Source organism: Streptococcus oralis subsp. tigurinus, from assembly GCF_002096275.1.
In the GTDB taxonomy this organism is placed as follows: domain Bacteria; phylum Bacillota; class Bacilli; order Lactobacillales; family Streptococcaceae; genus Streptococcus; species Streptococcus oralis_CN.
The window spans coordinates 43,622-59,509 of sequence record NZ_NCUG01000016.1; the positions used below are offsets into that span (position 1 = coordinate 43,622).

Below are 15,888 nucleotides of genomic sequence, written 5' to 3' on the forward strand. Positions count from 1 at the left end.
CCCCTTTGATTGTGTTATAATATTTCTATGACTATTATAACCTCAAAAGCCAATTCTGTGGTAAAAAATGCCAAGAAATTGCATCAAAAAAAATATCGAAAGTCTACCTATTTGATTGAAGGCTGGCACTTGTTTGAAGAAGCTGTTCAAGCTGGAGTGACGATTGAAAAGATCTTTGCCCTAGAAAGTTACCGAGATCAGCTAGCCGCCTTTCCTCAAACTATCTGGGTTTCAGAGGAGATTTTGCTGGATTTGGCAGATACGCAAACTCCTCAAGGGATTGTTGCGGTGATTCAGAAAGAAGAAGTGGGGCTGCCTGATTTCCGTCAGGGTAAGTTTCTATTTTTAGAGGATATCCAAGATCCTGGTAATGTTGGCACCATGATTCGAACTGCGGATGCGGCAGGTTTTACAGGGGTTATTGTTTCAGATAAGTCAGCGGATATCTACAGTCTCAAGACCCTGCGTTCCATGCAAGGAAGTCATTTTCACTTGCCCATCTATCGGATGTCTCTTGCTTCCTTTGTAGAAGAGGCAAAGAAGAGCAACTTGCCCATTCTGGCAACGACCTTATCTAAAGATTCCAAGGATTATCATGAGCTTTCTCCCTTAGAAAACTTTGCTTTAGTCATGGGAAATGAAGGACAGGGGATTAGTTCTGTCATGGCTGAGAGTGCTGATCAGCTGGTTCATATTGGCATGAAAGGTCGAGCAGAAAGTCTCAACGTGGCAGTTGCAGCAGGTATATTGATGTTTTATTTTAGCTAATTTATAAAATCTTTGTTATAATCAAGACATATTTATAGAAAAAGGAGAATCAGAATGAATCAAACAATTATTCAAGAACGTTCAGGTCTCAATCAATTTTACGCCAAGGTTTATGCCTTTGTAGGACTTGGGATTGGTCTATCAGCTCTCGTGTCAGCTTTGATGTTGACAGTTTTTCAGTCCCAGTTGATTTACTTTTTAATGCATGGTCGTCTCTGGTTGATGATTGCAACTTTTGCAGAACTTGCTCTAGTCTTTGTTGCAAGTAGCATGGCTGCGAAGAACAGCCCAGCAGCTCTCCCAGTATTTTTAGTTTATTCTGTTTTAAATGGATTTACGCTCAGTTTTGTCGTAGCCTTCTATACGCCTGGGACCGTCTTATCAGCCTTTATATCCAGTGCCCTTCTCTTTTTTGTCATGGCGGTGATCGGAATTTTCAGCAAGAAAGATTTGAGTGGCATGGGTCGAGCTTTGATGGCGGCGCTTGTTGGTCTCATCATTGCTATGGTTGTGAATCTATTTTTAGCCAATAGTTTCTTTGACTACATGATTAGTATTGCCATGGTCTTGGTTTTCTCAGGTTTGATTGCTTGGGACAACCAAAAGATTCGCTATGTTTATGAGCAGTCACGAGGACAAGTAGCGACAGGTTGGATCATCTCAATGGCACTCAGCATCTACCTAGACTTTATCAACCTCTTCCTTAGCATCTTACGAATCTTTGGTCGAAACGATTAATGAATGACAGAGTCAGTGTTCGAAAGAGCTCTGACTTTTTCTTATTTACTCTTTTCTTTTCTTGGAAATAGGTGTATAATGCTTTTAACTAATTTTTGAGGAGCCGTTTATGAAGAAAAGTTTTATCCATCAGCAAGAAGAGATTTCCTTTGTCAAAAACACCTTTACCCAGTATTTGAAAGATAAGTTAGAAGTTGTTGAAGTTCAAGGCCCTATCTTGAGCAAGGTTGGTGATGGGATGCAGGATAACCTGTCCGGTGTCGAACATCCAGTATCCGTAAAGGTCTTGCAGATTCCAGATGAAACTTATGAAGTCGTTCACTCACTAGCCAAATGGAAGCGCCACACCTTGGCTCGCTTTGGTTTTGGAGAAGGTGAAGGTCTATTTGTTCATATGAAGGCCCTTCGTCCAGATGAAGATTCGCTTGATGCGACTCACTCAGTTTATGTGGACCAGTGGGACTGGGAAAAAGTGATTCCAAATGGTCAACGCAATATCGCTTATCTTAAAGAAACCGTTGAGAAGATTTACAAGGCTATTCGTCTGACAGAGCTAGCCGTAGAAGCGCGCTACGATATTGAATCCATCTTGCCAAAACAAATCACCTTTATCCATACAGAAGAGTTGGTGGAACGCTATCCAGATTTGACACCGAAAGAGCGTGAAAATGCAATCTGTAAAGAGTTTGGTGCTGTCTTCTTGATTGGTATTGGTGGCGAGTTGCCTGATGGCAAACCTCATGACGGCCGTGCACCTGACTACGATGACTGGACAACAGAGTCTGAAAATGGCTACAAAGGGTTGAATGGCGATATTCTAGTTTGGAACGAATCTCTTGGTTGTGCCTTTGAACTTTCCTCAATGGGGATTCGGGTAGATGAGGATACACTTCGTCGCCAGGTGGCTCTTACAGGAGACGAAGATCGGCTTGAGCTGGAATGGCATAAAGCTCTGCTTAACGGTCTTTTCCCACTGACAATCGGTGGGGGTATCGGACAGTCTCGGATGGCCATGTTCTTACTTCGCAAGAAACACATTGGAGAAGTTCAGACTAGTGTTTGGCCTCAAGAAGTCCGCGATACTTACGAAAATATCTTGTAGAGAATCGAACCGCAAGGTTCGGTTTTCTTTCTCTTTTTGCCTATAATTTGGTATAATAAACGGTATGAAAATCGTATCAGGAATCTACGGAGGGCGTCCTCTCAAGACGCTAGAAGGAAAGACGACGAGGCCGACATCGGATAAGGTGCGTGGAGCTATCTTTAACATGATAGGTCCCTATTTTGATGGTGGTCGTGTATTGGATCTCTATGCTGGCAGTGGCGGCTTATCTATTGAGGCAGTCTCGCGTGGGATGTCCCATGCTGTCTTAGTGGAACGGGATCGAAAGGCACAAGCTATCATCGCTGAAAATATCCAAATGACCAAGGAAGTTTCCAAATTTCAGCTCTTAAAGATGGAGGCTGAACGGGCCTTGGAGCAAGTGAAAGGTCCCTTTGACCTGGTCTTTTTAGACCCTCCCTATGCCAAGGAACAAATCGTTGCAGATATCGAAAAAATGGCAGAAAGAAACCTTTTCTCCGAAGAGATCATGGTTGTCTGTGAAACCGATAAGTCTGTAGAACTTCCAGAAGAAATCACCTGCTTAGGCATCTGGAAGGAAAAAATTTATGGAATTAGTAAGGTGACAGTCTATGTCAGATAAAATTGGATTATTTACAGGTTCATTTGATCCGATGACAAATGGACATTTAGATATCATTGAACGTGCCAGCAAACTTTTTGATAAGCTCTATGTCGGGGTTTTCTACAATCCCCACAAACAAGGCTTTCTCCCTGTTGAAAATCGCAAACGAGCAGTCGAAAAAGCGGTGGCGCATTTAGATAATGTAGAGGTGCTGGCTTCTCATGACCAACTAGTCGTAGATGTTGCAAGAAGACTGGGTGCTAAGACCCTTGTCCGTGGCTTGCGAAATACCACCGACTTGCAATACGAGTCTAGTTTTGATTACTACAATCATCAACTGGCTCCAGAAATCGAAACCATTTACCTATATAGTCGCCCAGAGCATCTTTATATTAGCTCTTCAGCCATGAGAGAACTTCTGAAGTTTGGTCAGGAGATTCAGCAATATGTCCCAAACAGTGTTGTGGAGGAATTAGAACATGAAGAAAAAAACTAGATGGCCCTTATATGTCATCCTAGCACTAGTATTGACTTTTTTAGCCTTTGTAGTACCTTTACCATACTACATAGAAGTTCCAGGTGGAGCGGAAGATATTCGTCGAGTTTTGAAAGTCAATGAAACAGAGGATACGGAAGCAGGAGCTTACCAGTTTGTGACAGTTGGGATTCGACACGCAACCCTGTCGCATCTTGTTTATGCTTGGTTAACACCATTTACGGATATTCGAAGCGCTAAGGAGACAACGGGTGGCTCTACGGATGCAGAGTTTATGCGGATCAATCAGTTCTATATGCAAACTTCTCAAAACATGGCCAAGTATCAAGGACTGAAGACGGCTGGTAAGGATATCGAACTCAAGTACCTGGGAGTTTATGTCTTGACCGTGACGGACAATTCAACTTTTAAGGGCATTCTGAACATCGCAGATACCGTGACGGCTGTTAATGACAAAACATTTGACAGTTCAAAAGACTTGGTCGACTATGTCAACTCTCAACAATTAGGGGACACGGTCAAGGTAACCTATGAAGAAGACGGAAAAGTCAAGTCTGCAGAAGGTAAAATTATCACTCTCGAAAACGGGAAAAACGGGATTGGGATTGGTTTGATTGACCGTACGGAAGTGACCAGTGATGTTCCCATTCGCTTTTCAACAGCTGGTATCGGGGGACCAAGTGCCGGTCTTATGTTTAGTCTAGCTATTTACACCCAGATAGCAGATCCAGGACTTCGTAATGGCCGTATCGTTGCGGGAACGGGAACCATTGATCGGGACGGAAATGTTGGCGACATTGGTGGAATTGACAAAAAAGTAGTTGCAGCCTCTCGTCAGGGAGCCAACGTCTTTTTTGCCCCTGACAATCCAGTCACCGAGGAAGCAAAAAAAGCAGATCCCAATGCGAAAAGCAACTATGAAACAGCCCTAGAAGCTGCCAAAACTATCAAGACAGAGATGAAAATCGTTCCCGTTAAAACCTTGCAGGATGCGATTGATTACCTTAAAAACAACCCCTGATTCGTAGAAAAATCGAAAACTAGCGCGCAAGCGGATAAGATGGTATAATAGTCAAATGGTTCAATTATTATTCACTTTAAGTAGTCATATACTCTTTATTTATTTGAGTTTTTACCTTTTGAAAGATCTTGTGAGATGGGAAAAGGTTTTAAAAGTGACCTCTACTAACACAAAAAAAGTTCGTTTGTTGGTAGGCTTCTTTAGTATTGTAATGGGCTACATCTTGAGTTCATTCTTTATCAGTTTATATCAACTGTGGCAAGAAGCACTTAAGGGACTATTATAAAATCAAAAGTAAAGGAAACAACTATGGAAAAAATTGTGGTTCAAGGCGGGGATAATCGTCTGGTCGGGAGTGTGACGATCGAGGGAGCAAAGAATGCAGTCTTGCCCTTGTTGGCAGCGACTATTCTAGCAAGCAAGGGTAAGACAGTCTTGCAGAACGTTCCTATCTTGTCAGATGTGTTCACCATGAATCAAGTAGTTCGTGGTCTGAATGCCAAGGTGGACTTTGATGAGGAAGCTCATATTGTCGAGGTCGATGCGACTGGTGATATCACGGAGGAAGCTCCTTATAAATATGTCAGCAAGATGCGAGCATCCATCGTTGTCTTGGGGCCAATCCTTGCTCGTGTAGGCCATGCCAAAGTTTCTATGCCAGGGGGGTGCACCATCGGGAGTCGTCCGATCGACCTCCACCTCAAAGGTTTGGAAGCTATGGGGGCTAAAATCACTCAGGCAGCTGGTTACATCGAAGCCAAGGCAGACCACTTGCATGGCGCTCATATCTACATGGATTTCCCTAGTGTCGGCGCAACACAAAACCTCATGATGGCAGCAACTCTAGCTGATGGTGTGACAGTGATTGAAAATGCTGCGCGTGAGCCAGAAATTGTTGATCTCGCTATCTTCCTTAATGAAATGGGAGCCAAGGTCAAGGGAGCTGGCACAGAAACAATCACCGTGATTGGTGTTGAGGAACTCCATGGTACGACCCACAATGTGGTACAGGACCGTATCGAAGCCGGAACCTTTATGGTGGCTGCAGCTATGACAGGTGGGGATGTTCTCGTTCGTGATGCAGTATGGGAGCATAATCGCCCCTTGATTTCAAAACTACTTGAGATGGGTGTTGAAGTGACAGAGGAATCTGAAGGTATTCGTGTTCGTTCCCGACTTGAAAATCTCAAGGCTGTTCATGTAAAAACCTTGCCACATCCAGGATTTCCAACAGATATGCAGGCACAATTTACAGCTCTGATGACAGTTGCAAAAGGGGAATCCACCATGGTGGAAACGGTGTTTGAGAATCGCTTCCAACACTTGGAGGAAATGCGCCGTATGGGCTTACATTCAGAGATTATCCGTGATACAGCTCGTATTGTAGGGGGACAGGCTTTACAGGGGGCAGAAGTTCTATCAACGGACCTTCGCGCTAGTGCTGCTTTGATTTTGACAGGTCTGGTTGCGCAGGGAGAAACAGTTGTCGGTAAATTAGTCCACCTTGATAGAGGTTATTACCGCTTCCATGAGAAATTGGCTCAGCTAGGAGCGAAGATTCAGCGAATTGAGGCAAATGATGAAGAAGAATAAAAACTTACGCTATGTACTCCGTCGCCTATTGTTGATTTTTATTGTTCTCTTGATAGGTTTCCTTGCTTTAGGAATCGGCTTGATGGTTGGCTATGGCATCCTAGGAAAGGGACAGGATCCGTGGGCTATCTTATCTCCGGCAAAGTGGCAGGAATTGATTAGCAAATTTACAGGAAATTAGACTGGGAGACCAGTCTTTTTCTAAAGAAATAAGGAGAAAAATGGACAAAAAAACAAGACAAGCTCTGATAGGGTTACTTCTATTCTTACTCTTGGCTGCGGGAAGCTATTATATCAAGCAGATGCAGACAGCGCCAAACACCCCTAGAACTAGGGTTAGTCAGAAAAAGCAAGCTTCAGAAGCTCCCAGTCAGGAGCTGGCTGAAAGTGTCTTAACTGAGTCAATTAAGAACCAAATCAAGGGGGATCTCGAGTGGAATGGAGCAGGAGCCTTCATTGTCAATGGCAATAAAACCAATCTAGATGCCAAAGTTTCTAGCAAACCCTATGCGGATAATAAAACAAAGATAGTTGGAAAAGAAACAGTCCCAACTGTTGCCAATGCCATCTTATCTAAAGCGACTCGGCAGTATAAAAATCGTGAAGAGACTGGAAATGGATCCACTTCTTGGACGCCACCAGGATGGCATCAGGTCAAGAATCTAAAGGGAGCCTATACACATGCAGTCGATAGAGGACACCTGCTGGGCTATGCCTTGATAGGTGGTTTGGATGGTTTTGATGCCTCTACCAGCAATCCTAAGAACATTGCAGTCCAGACAGCTTGGGCTAACCAAGCGCAGGCTGAGGATTCGACAGGTCAGAACTACTATGAGAGTTTGGTCAGAAAAGCCTTGGACCAAAATAAGAGGGTCCGTTACCGCGTGACACTCCACTATGCGACAAATGAAGATCTAGTTCCATCCGCTTCACAAATTGAAGCCAAATCTTCGGATGGTGAATTGGAGTTCAACGTGCTAATCCCCAATGTTCAAAAGGGAATCCAGCTTGATTACCGAACAGGTCAAGTAACGGTGACAGATCAGAAACAATAGATACAATAAAACAGTTCCTTTGTCTTCTAGAGGCAGGGGAGTTGTAGTTTAAATGAAAAATAATGTGAATCCTGAAGAATTTTATGATATAATGAAACACAAGATACTATTTTAGGAGAAGGACTATGGAAGACCCGAGCAGTCAGCATTTGTTGCTACAGTTTGTATTATTATTTATCTTGACCTTGTTAAATGCTTTTTTCTCAGCCACTGAGATGGCAATGGTGTCACTAAACCGTTCCCGAGTAGAACAAAAGGCAGAAGAGGGAGACAAACGTTACATCCGTTTGCTAAAGGTACTTGAAAATCCTAACCACTTTTTATCAACGATTCAAGTTGGTATCACCTTGATTACCATCTTGTCAGGGGCCAAATTGGCGGATACCCTTGGACAAGTGATCGCATCTTGGATGGGAAGCGGAGAGACGGCTTACGCCATTGCAAGTTTTCTCTCTTTGGCAATCTTGACCTACATCTCTATTGTTTTTGGTGAACTCTATCCTAAACGGATTGCCCTTAATCTAAAAGATGCTTTGGCAATTCGAACAGCACCAATTATTATTGGTCTTGGAAAGATTGTCAGTCCCTTTGTCTGGTTGTTATCTGCTTCAACTAATCTCTTGAGTCGTTTAACGCCAATGACCTTTGATGATGCGGATGAAAAAATGACTCGAGATGAAATTGAGTACATGTTGACCAAAAGTGAGGAAACTTTGGATGCAGACGAAATCGAGATGTTACAAGGGATTTTCTCTCTAGATGAGCTGATGGCGAGAGAAGTCATGGTTCCTCGGACAGATGCCTTTATGGTGGATATTCAGGATGACAGTCAAACGATTATCGAGAGTATTTTAAAGCAAAATTTCTCACGTATCCCTGTTTATGATGGGGATAAGGATAATGTGATTGGTTTGATTCACACCAAGCGCTTGTTGAATGCTGCTTTTGTGGATGGCTTTGACAATATTGTCTGGAAACGAATTCTCCAAACGCCACTGTTTGTTCCTGAGACTATCTTTGTGGACGATCTTCTTAAAGAACTTCGAAATACCCAAAATCAAATGGCCATCTTACTAGATGAATATGGTGGAATGGCTGGTTTGGTAACTCTGGAGGACCTCTTAGAAGAAATTGTTGGTGAGATTGATGATGAGACTGACAAGGCTGAAATTGAAGTCCATCAAATAGGAGAAGATACCTATATCGTTCAAGGTACCATGAATCTTAATGATTTTAATGACTACTTTGATGTAGAACTGGAAAGTGATGATGTTGATACCATCGCCGGTTATTATTTGACGGGTGTGGGAATGATTCCAACGACTGAAAAACTCAGTTATGAATTGGTCAGCCAAAACAAACAAATCATCCTAACCAATGACAAGGTGAAAAACGGACGTGTTACCAAGGTAAAAGTCCAAATCACTGAAATAGAGACTGAAGAAGAAACAGAATAAAGCAGTGACTTGAGTCGCTGCTTTTTGTAAATCTATATGGTAGATACAGTTATCCCTATCTATTTGGAATAACAAAAAAGCCCGATTTTACGGGCTTTTCATTTGGTTAATTCCTGTTAATTCAGGTACTGAAAGGCGGTAGACGGATTTGAACCGACGATCAAGCTTTTGCAGAGCCGTGCCTTACCACTTGGCTATACCGCCTCAACGTTTATTATTATACCTTGAAAATCATTTCCCGTCAATAGTTTCTTAATCGAAAATCCAATTTAGAAGATTGCCCTTTCTGATTGGATAGAAAAATGGGGAGAGAAAACCTGAAAATCAGGCTTTATGGGCATTAAGTTTGCCTTATGACTTGATAGATAGCAAACAAAGAATAAAGAAATTTGATAAATGAAAGTTTTTTGTGGTTACACGCCTAAATAGTCTGAAAATTCGTTTACTTTTTGAGAAATCTATGGTATAATTGGCAATAAGCCTAAATTTTTTAAGAGGAGTTACATACATGAAAAAAAGTAGAGTATTTGTTACAGCAGGGATTGCTTTGCTGGCAACTGGCGTTCTCGCTGCTTGCGGTTCTTCAAAATCATCTGATTCAACAGCGCCAAAAAATTATGGTTATATCTATTCAGCTGACCCAGAAACGTTGGATTACCTCATTTCAGGTAAACAAAGTACTAAGATTGCCACTTCAAATGGTATTGATGGTCTCTTCACAAATGACAAATATGGGAATTTGACTCCCGCAGTGGCAGAAGATTGGTCAGTCTCAAAAGATGGTTTGACTTATACCTACAAAATCCGTAAAGGTGTTAAATGGATGACATCTGATGGAGAAGAGTACGCTGAAGTAACAGCTAAAGATTTCGTAAATGGTTTGAAACACGCAGCAGATAAGAAATCCGAAGCCCTATATTTAGCAGAAACTTCTGTTAAAGGATTGTCTGATTATTTGTCTGGAAATTCAAAAGACTTTTCTACGGTAGGTGTGAAGGCAGTTGATGATTATACTCTTGAGTATACCTTGAACCAACCAGAACCATACTGGAACTCTAAGATGGCTTATTCAATCTTCTGGCCATTGAACGAAGATTTTGAAAAATCAAAAGGATCAGATTTTGCCAAAGCAACAGATCCTACGTCCTTACTTTATAATGGTCCGTTCTTGCTAAAAGGTTTGACTACTAAATCTTCTATCGAATTTGCTAAGAATGAGCAGTACTGGGATAAGGATAATGTTCACCTTGATAAAGTTACCCTTGCTTTCTATGATGGGTCAGACCAAGAGTCCATTGAACGTAACTTTACAAGTGGTGCATACAGCTATGCTCGCCTTTTCCCAACAAGTTCAAACTATTCTAAGGTAGCAGAAAGCTATAAGGATAACATCTTCTACACTCCATCAGGACCAGGGATTGCTGGTTTGGGTGTGAATATTGACCGTCAAGGTTACAAATACACTTCTAAGACAACTGATGAAGAGAAGACTTCTACTAAGAAAGCTCTTCTTAACAAGGATTTCCGTCAGGCTTTGAACTTTGCCTTTGACCGTACTTCTTACTCAGCACAAATCAATGGTAAAGAAGGTGCTCCTCTTGCAGTTCGTAACCTCTTTGTGAAACCAGGTTTTGTCTCTGCAGGTGAAAAAACTTTTGGTGACTTGGTAACTGAAAAGATGGCTACTTATGGTGATGAGTGGAAGAATGTAAACTTTGCGGATGGTCAAGATGGACTCTTCAACGCCGACAAAGCCAAGGCTGAATTTACGAAAGCCAAAACTGCATTGGAAGCAGAAGGTGCGAAATTCCCTATCCACTTGGATATTCCAGTAGACCAAACTGCTAAGAGCTATATCGCTCGTATTCAATCCTTTAAACAATCAGTTGAAAAAGTACTTGGTGAAGATAATGTAGTGATTGATATCCAACAAGTTTCTAAAGATGAGTTGAACAATATCACCTACTATGCAGCAAGCGCTGCGGCAGAAGATTGGGATCTCTCAGGAGCAGTTGCATGGAGTCCAGACTACGAAGATCCATCAACTTACCTTGATATCTTGAAGACAACGAATGCTGAACAAACAAAAACATACATGGGTTACGAAGGTGCAGATAATGCTGCAGCAGCTCAAGTTGGTTTGAAAGAATACGATAAGTTAGTTGATGAAGCTGCTAAAGAAACAAGCGATTTGAATGTTCGTTATGAAAAATACGCAGCAGCTCAAGCTTGGTTGACAGATAGCTCTCTCTTCCTTCCTGCTATGTCATCTAGTGGAGCAGCGCCATTCATTTCTCGTGTAGTACCATTCTCTGCGTCATACAGTCAATCTGGAGATAAGGGTTCAGATGTATACTTCAAGTATATTCAGTTGCAAGACAAGGTTGTAACGAAAGCTGATTACGAACAAGCTCGTGAGAAATGGCTCAAAGAGAAAAAAGAATCAAACGAAAAAGTTCAAAAAGAATTGACGAATCACGTTAAATAAATAACTCTCAAGAGAACTTTCTCTCCATGAGGAGAAGGTTCTTTTGGGATTTTAAAAGGAAACGATATGAAAAAATATATTTTTATGCGTGTCTTGCGCTCATTGTTGTCTATTTTCTTGGTGACAACCTTGACCTACACGATTATCTATACGATGGTTCCTCGGAAACTGATTTTCAAGCAGGATACCAACTACAACAAGATTGCAACGACTCCAGATAAGCGAGATAATTATGAGAATACCGTTTATGAACGTATGGGCTATATCGAGTACTACGATACCAAGGAGTTGCAAGAAAAAGCTAGCACAATGGACTCATCTGTAACAGTAGATGCCAATGATACCAATAAGGCAATCTACGAAAAATACATCAACCAACTCGGTAATGGTTGGACGTTAGGTGTCTTTTCAGAGAGTGGTCAGTTCTATGCTACGCGTGAAATTCCGATTTTTGAACGTGTTTTCAAATTCTATGCGAACTTACTTGATATTGATCATACAAACAAGATTCAAGACCCTGAAAATCCAAACTTGGAACGTTATCTTCGTTTTGAAAATGACCCTGCTATCGGTTGGTCATTGGTTGGTTCAGGTACCAAACATAAATACCTTTTGTATTTCAACAATCAATTCCCGTTTGTACACCAAAACTTTGTGAACATTAACTTGGGTGACTCTTACCCAACTTATGCGAACACGCCAGTGCTTCAAGTTATCACACAAGGTCAAGGACAAACTAAGACATCAGAAGTTCAATTCCCTACTGGTAAAAAGACTTCGTCTGTAGATATTTACTCTCGTACCTACAAATCTCCAAGTCAAGCAGATGCGCGTGAAATAGCTAACTATGGTAAAGACGATCCATATACAGCTACAGAAAGTAACTACCAATATCCATCTATGATTGCAAGCTCAGCTGTTGCTGGTTTGATTGGTTTGATTATTTCTTATGCTATTGCGATTCCTCTTGGATCTGCTATGGCTCGCCACAAGAATACTTGGATTGACAGCTTCTCAACAGGTGCTCTAACCTTCTTGCTTGCACTTCCAACGATTGCCTTGGTTTATATCGTGCGTTTGATTGGCTCATCTATTGGTCTTCCAGACTCATTCCCTATCCTAGGTGCTGGAGATTGGCGTTCCTATGTCTTGCCAGCAGTCATTCTAGGTTTGCTGGGAGCACCAAGTACAGCAATCTGGATTCGTCGTTATATGATTGACTTGCAATCTCAAGACTTCGTCCGTTTTGCTCGTGCAAAAGGTTTATCTGAAAAAGAAATTTCAAATAAACACGTCTTTAAAAATGCCATGGTTCCTTTGGTTTCAGGTATTCCAGGTGCCGTAATCGGGGTTATTGGTGGTGCAACATTGACAGAAACAGTCTTCGCCTTCCCAGGTATGGGTAAAATGTTGATTGACTCTGTTAAGGCATCAAATAACTCAATGGTAGTTGGTCTCGTCTTCATCTTTACATGTATTTCTATCTTCTCACTCTTTGTAGGAGATATCTGGATGACTATGCTTGACCCACGTATTAAATTGACAGAGAAAGGAGGCAAATAATGTCAACAATTGATAAAGAAAAATTTCAGTTCGTAAAACGTGATGATTTTGCCTCTGAAACGATTGATGCTCCTGCCTACTCTTACTGGGGCTCTGTATTTAGACAGTTTTTAAAGAAAAAATCAACAGTCATTATGTTGGGAATATTGGTAGCTATTATTTTGATGAGTTTTATCTATCCGATGTTTTCAGACTTTGACTTTAACGATGTAAGTAAGGTTAATGACTTTAGCGCTCGTTTTATTAAGCCCAATGCCGAACACTGGTTTGGTACTGATAGCAATGGTAAATCCTTGTTTGATGGAGTTTGGTTTGGTGCGCGTAATTCTATCCTCATTTCTGTAATTGCTACTTTTATCAACCTTGTGATCGGGGTTATTGTTGGTGGAATTTGGGGAATTTCAAAATCTGTTGACCGCGTCATGATGGAAGTTTATAACATTATTTCAAACATTCCATCTCTCTTGATTGTTATCGTCTTGACTTACTCAATTGGTGCTGGTTTCTGGAATTTGATCTTCGCTATGAGTGTGACGACTTGGATTGGTATTGCTTATTCAATTCGTATTCAAATCATGCGTTACCGTGACTTGGAATACAACCTTGCTTCTCAAACACTTGGAACACCAACCTTTAAGATTATCGTGAAAAACATCATGCCACAATTGGTATCTGTTATTGTTTCTACGATGACCTTGATGTTGCCAAGCTTTATCTCTTATGAGGCATTCCTTTCTTTCTTTGGATTGGGATTGCCTGTAACAGTGCCAAGTTTGGGACGTTTGATCTCAGATTACTCACAAAACGTTACGACCAACGCGTACTTGTTCTGGATTCCATTGACAACTTTGATTTTGGTATCCCTATCTCTATTCGTTGTTGGTCAGAACTTAGCGGATGCTAGTGATCCACGTACACATAGATAGGAGTAGACATGACAAAAGAAAGTAATGTAATTTTGACTGCTCGCGATATCGTCGTGGAATTTGACGTTCGTGACAAAGTTCTGACGGCTATCAGAGGCGTTTCTCTAGAACTGATTGAAGGGGAAGTTCTTGCCTTGGTAGGTGAGTCTGGTTCTGGTAAATCTGTATTAACAAAAACCTTTACAGGAATGTTGGAAGATAATGGACGCATTGCCCAAGGAAGCATCGACTATCGTGGACAAGACTTGACAGCCTTGACTTCGAACAAAGAATGGGAGAAAATCCGTGGTGCTAAAATTGCGACCATCTTCCAAGACCCAATGACAAGTTTGGACCCAATCAATACAATCGGTAGTCAAATCACAGAAGTTATCGTTAAACACCAAGGGAAAACAGCTAAGGAAGCCAAAGAAATGGCAATCGACTATATGAACAAGGTCGGAATTCCAGATGCTGAAAAACGTTTTGACGAGTATCCTTTCCAATATTCTGGAGGGATGCGCCAACGTATCGTTATTGCCATTGCCCTTGCTTGTCGCCCAGATATTTTGATCTGTGACGAGCCAACAACGGCTCTTGATGTAACCATTCAAGCGCAAATCATTGATTTGCTTAAAACCTTGCAAGATGAGTACCACTTCACCATTATCTTTATCACCCATGACCTTGGTGTGGTAGCAAGTATTGCGGATAAGGTAGCGGTTATGTATGCTGGTGAAATTGTAGAATACGGTACTGTTGAGGAAGTCTTCTACGACCCACGTCATCCATACACTTGGAGTCTCTTGTCTAGCTTGCCACAGCTCGCTGATGATAAAGGGGAATTGTACTCTATTCCAGGAACACCACCGTCTCTTTATACTGAGTTGAAAGGTGATGCCTTTGCCCTTCGTTCAGATTATGCGATGCAAATTGACTTTGAACAGAAAGCGCCTCAGTTTTCAGTCACTGATACTCACTGGGCTAAGACTTGGTTGCTTCATGAGAATGCTCCTAAGGTTGAAAAACCAGAAATCATCGCAGATTTACATGATAAGATTCGTGATAAAATGGGCTTTGCTCATCTAGAAGACTAGGAGGAAGGAAATGTCTGAAAAATTAGTAGAAATTAAAGATTTAGAAATTTCCTTCGGTGAAGGAAGTAAGAAGTTTGTTGCCGTTAAAAACGCTAACTTCTTTATCAACAAGGGAGAAACTTTCTCTCTTGTTGGTGAATCTGGTAGTGGGAAAACAACGATTGGTCGTGCCATTATTGGCTTGAATAATACTAGTAAAGGTGAAATCATCTTTGACGGTCATAAGATCAATGGGAAAAAATCTCACAAGGAATCTTCAGAGTTGATCCGCCGTATCCAGATGATTTTCCAAGACCCTGCAGCCAGCTTAAATGAACGTGCGACAGTTGACTATATCATCTCTGAAGGTCTTTACAACTACCACTTGTTCAAAGATGAAGAAGAGCGAAAAGAAAAAGTTCAAAAGATGATTCATGAAGTTGGTCTTTTGAAAGAGCACTTGACTCGTTACCCACACGAGTTTTCTGGTGGTCAACGTCAACGTATTGGGATTGCCCGTGCTCTTGTGATGGAACCTGATTTCGTTATTGCGGATGAGCCGATTTCAGCCTTGGACGTGTCTGTTCGTGCGCAAGTCTTGAACTTGCTCAAGAAGTTTCAAAAAGAATTGGGCTTGACCTATCTCTTTATTGCGCATGACTTGTCAGTTGTTCGCTTTATCTCAGATCGTATCGCAGTTATCTATAAGGGTGTTATCGTTGAAGTAGCGGAGACAGAGGAGTTGTTTAACAATCCTGTTCATCCGTACACTCAAGCACTTCTATCTGCTGTACCGATTCCAGATCCAATCTTGGAACGTAAGAAGGTCTTGAAAGTCTATGATCCTAGCCAACATGACTATGAGACAGACAAACCATCTATGGTGGAAATTCGTCCAGGTCACTATGTTTGGGCTAATCAAGCAGAAGTTGCTCGCTACAAAGAAGCACTTAAAAAATAAACGGGTTAGGAGAGGACCGAAAGGTCTTCTCATTTTTAATAGAAAAACTCCCCCTTTACTAGCTAGTAAAGGGGGAGTT

General features: G+C 41.5%; 16 protein-coding genes and 1 tRNA gene. 16 read left to right on the forward strand and 1 reads right to left on the reverse strand.

The annotated features are described in order from the left end of the window. Positions 1–27: 27 nt before the first annotated feature. The 11 genes from B7725_RS03015 to B7725_RS03065 all read left to right on the forward strand — a co-directional run bounded on the left by B7725_RS03015 (position 28) and on the right by B7725_RS03065 (position 8,816). Entirely contained in the window at positions 28–768 is a 741-nt protein-coding gene (locus B7725_RS03015) for a TrmH family RNA methyltransferase (RefSeq protein WP_084874503.1), read from the forward strand. A gap of 54 nt (positions 769–822) precedes the next feature. Then, positions 823–1,506, forward strand: a complete 684-nt coding sequence (locus B7725_RS03020) for a Bax inhibitor-1/YccA family protein (protein ID WP_061598747.1) — start codon at positions 823–825, stop codon at positions 1,504–1,506. A gap of 109 nt (positions 1,507–1,615) precedes the next feature. Continuing rightward, positions 1,616–2,608: an aspartate--ammonia ligase gene (gene asnA / locus B7725_RS03025; protein WP_000747987.1), complete on the forward strand. Its 993-nt coding sequence runs from the start codon at positions 1,616–1,618 to the stop codon at positions 2,606–2,608. 64 nt (positions 2,609–2,672) lie between these two features. Then, positions 2,673–3,212, forward strand: coding sequence for a 16S rRNA (guanine(966)-N(2))-methyltransferase RsmD (rsmD, locus tag B7725_RS03030; RefSeq protein ID WP_000706936.1), 540 nt, complete (start codon positions 2,673–2,675; stop codon positions 3,210–3,212). After that, on the forward strand, positions 3,202–3,690 hold the full coding sequence (gene coaD, locus B7725_RS03035; protein ID WP_001280714.1) for a pantetheine-phosphate adenylyltransferase: 489 nt from the start codon (positions 3,202–3,204) through the stop codon (positions 3,688–3,690). Before rsmD ends, coaD begins: the two co-directional genes overlap by 11 nt. Then, positions 3,674–4,711 carry a SepM family pheromone-processing serine protease gene (locus B7725_RS03040; protein ID WP_057489243.1) on the forward strand — a complete coding sequence of 346 codons (1,038 nt, stop codon included), beginning with the start codon at positions 3,674–3,676 and terminating at the stop codon, positions 4,709–4,711. Before coaD ends, B7725_RS03040 begins: the two co-directional genes overlap by 17 nt. Positions 4,712–4,766: 55 nt before the next feature. Continuing rightward, positions 4,767–4,997, forward strand: coding sequence for a DUF1146 family protein (locus B7725_RS03045; RefSeq protein WP_084874505.1), 231 nt, complete (start codon positions 4,767–4,769; stop codon positions 4,995–4,997). A 23-nt stretch (positions 4,998–5,020) separates the two neighbouring features. Next, on the forward strand, positions 5,021–6,304 hold the full coding sequence (gene murA, locus B7725_RS03050; RefSeq protein ID WP_084874506.1) for a UDP-N-acetylglucosamine 1-carboxyvinyltransferase: 1,284 nt from the start codon (positions 5,021–5,023) through the stop codon (positions 6,302–6,304). Then, the gene (locus B7725_RS03055) at positions 6,291–6,485 is read left to right on the forward strand and encodes a DNA-directed RNA polymerase subunit beta (RefSeq protein WP_061415718.1); all 195 of its coding nucleotides are present in this window, start codon (positions 6,291–6,293) and stop codon (positions 6,483–6,485) included. The genes murA and B7725_RS03055 overlap by 14 nt, the downstream gene beginning before the upstream one ends. A gap of 40 nt (positions 6,486–6,525) precedes the next feature. Then, positions 6,526–7,359 carry a DNA/RNA non-specific endonuclease gene (locus B7725_RS03060; RefSeq protein ID WP_084874508.1) on the forward strand — a complete coding sequence of 278 codons (834 nt, stop codon included), beginning with the start codon at positions 6,526–6,528 and terminating at the stop codon, positions 7,357–7,359. 125 nt (positions 7,360–7,484) lie between these two features. After that, a complete protein-coding gene (locus B7725_RS03065) occupies positions 7,485–8,816 on the forward strand; it encodes a hemolysin family protein (RefSeq protein WP_000390007.1) in 1,332 nt (443 codons plus the stop codon). Positions 8,817–8,949: 133 nt separating this feature from the next. Here B7725_RS03065 and B7725_RS03070 read toward each other — a convergent pair. Then, positions 8,950–9,020, reverse strand: a tRNA-Cys gene (locus B7725_RS03070). A gap of 304 nt (positions 9,021–9,324) precedes the next feature. Between B7725_RS03070 and B7725_RS03075 the strand changes: the two genes are divergently transcribed. From B7725_RS03075 to B7725_RS03095, 5 genes are all read left to right on the forward strand, one after another. Next, positions 9,325–11,304 carry a peptide ABC transporter substrate-binding protein gene (locus B7725_RS03075; RefSeq protein WP_084874509.1) on the forward strand — a complete coding sequence of 660 codons (1,980 nt, stop codon included), beginning with the start codon at positions 9,325–9,327 and terminating at the stop codon, positions 11,302–11,304. Positions 11,305–11,370: 66 nt separating this feature from the next. After that, positions 11,371–12,867 carry an ABC transporter permease gene (locus B7725_RS03080; protein ID WP_000759886.1) on the forward strand — a complete coding sequence of 499 codons (1,497 nt, stop codon included), beginning with the start codon at positions 11,371–11,373 and terminating at the stop codon, positions 12,865–12,867. Further along, positions 12,867–13,793, forward strand: coding sequence for an oligopeptide ABC transporter permease OppC (gene oppC / locus B7725_RS03085; protein WP_000103693.1), 927 nt, complete (start codon positions 12,867–12,869; stop codon positions 13,791–13,793). The genes B7725_RS03080 and oppC overlap by 1 nt, the downstream gene beginning before the upstream one ends. A gap of 8 nt (positions 13,794–13,801) precedes the next feature. After that, on the forward strand, positions 13,802–14,869 hold the full coding sequence (locus tag B7725_RS03090; RefSeq protein WP_000159802.1) for an ABC transporter ATP-binding protein: 1,068 nt from the start codon (positions 13,802–13,804) through the stop codon (positions 14,867–14,869). Between the two features lie 10 nt (positions 14,870–14,879). Further along, positions 14,880–15,809, forward strand: coding sequence for an ATP-binding cassette domain-containing protein (locus B7725_RS03095; protein WP_001291314.1), 930 nt, complete (start codon positions 14,880–14,882; stop codon positions 15,807–15,809). Positions 15,810–15,888: the final 79 nt, after the last annotated feature.

What these genes read in the sequence shown, in the direction of transcription:
- B7725_RS03015 (WP_084874503.1), top strand. Translation starts at nt 28, where the DNA reads ATGACTATTATAACCTCAAAAGCCAATTCTGTGGTAAAAAATGCCAAG.
- B7725_RS03020 (WP_061598747.1), top strand. Translation starts at nt 823, where the DNA reads ATGAATCAAACAATTATTCAAGAACGTTCAGGTCTCAATCAATTTTAC.
- asnA (WP_000747987.1), top strand. Translation starts at nt 1,616, where the DNA reads ATGAAGAAAAGTTTTATCCATCAGCAAGAAGAGATTTCCTTTGTCAAA.
- rsmD (WP_000706936.1), top strand. Translation starts at nt 2,673, where the DNA reads ATGAAAATCGTATCAGGAATCTACGGAGGGCGTCCTCTCAAGACGCTA.
- coaD (WP_001280714.1), top strand. Translation starts at nt 3,202, where the DNA reads ATGTCAGATAAAATTGGATTATTTACAGGTTCATTTGATCCGATGACA.
- B7725_RS03040 (WP_057489243.1), top strand. Translation starts at nt 3,674, where the DNA reads ATGAAGAAAAAAACTAGATGGCCCTTATATGTCATCCTAGCACTAGTA.
- B7725_RS03045 (WP_084874505.1), top strand. Translation starts at nt 4,767, where the DNA reads ATGGTTCAATTATTATTCACTTTAAGTAGTCATATACTCTTTATTTAT.
- murA (WP_084874506.1), top strand. Translation starts at nt 5,021, where the DNA reads ATGGAAAAAATTGTGGTTCAAGGCGGGGATAATCGTCTGGTCGGGAGT.
- B7725_RS03055 (WP_061415718.1), top strand. Translation starts at nt 6,291, where the DNA reads ATGAAGAAGAATAAAAACTTACGCTATGTACTCCGTCGCCTATTGTTG.
- B7725_RS03060 (WP_084874508.1), top strand. Translation starts at nt 6,526, where the DNA reads ATGGACAAAAAAACAAGACAAGCTCTGATAGGGTTACTTCTATTCTTA.
- B7725_RS03065 (WP_000390007.1), top strand. Translation starts at nt 7,485, where the DNA reads ATGGAAGACCCGAGCAGTCAGCATTTGTTGCTACAGTTTGTATTATTA.
- B7725_RS03075 (WP_084874509.1), top strand. Translation starts at nt 9,325, where the DNA reads ATGAAAAAAAGTAGAGTATTTGTTACAGCAGGGATTGCTTTGCTGGCA.
- B7725_RS03080 (WP_000759886.1), top strand. Translation starts at nt 11,371, where the DNA reads ATGAAAAAATATATTTTTATGCGTGTCTTGCGCTCATTGTTGTCTATT.
- oppC (WP_000103693.1), top strand. Translation starts at nt 12,867, where the DNA reads ATGTCAACAATTGATAAAGAAAAATTTCAGTTCGTAAAACGTGATGAT.
- B7725_RS03090 (WP_000159802.1), top strand. Translation starts at nt 13,802, where the DNA reads ATGACAAAAGAAAGTAATGTAATTTTGACTGCTCGCGATATCGTCGTG.
- B7725_RS03095 (WP_001291314.1), top strand. Translation starts at nt 14,880, where the DNA reads ATGTCTGAAAAATTAGTAGAAATTAAAGATTTAGAAATTTCCTTCGGT.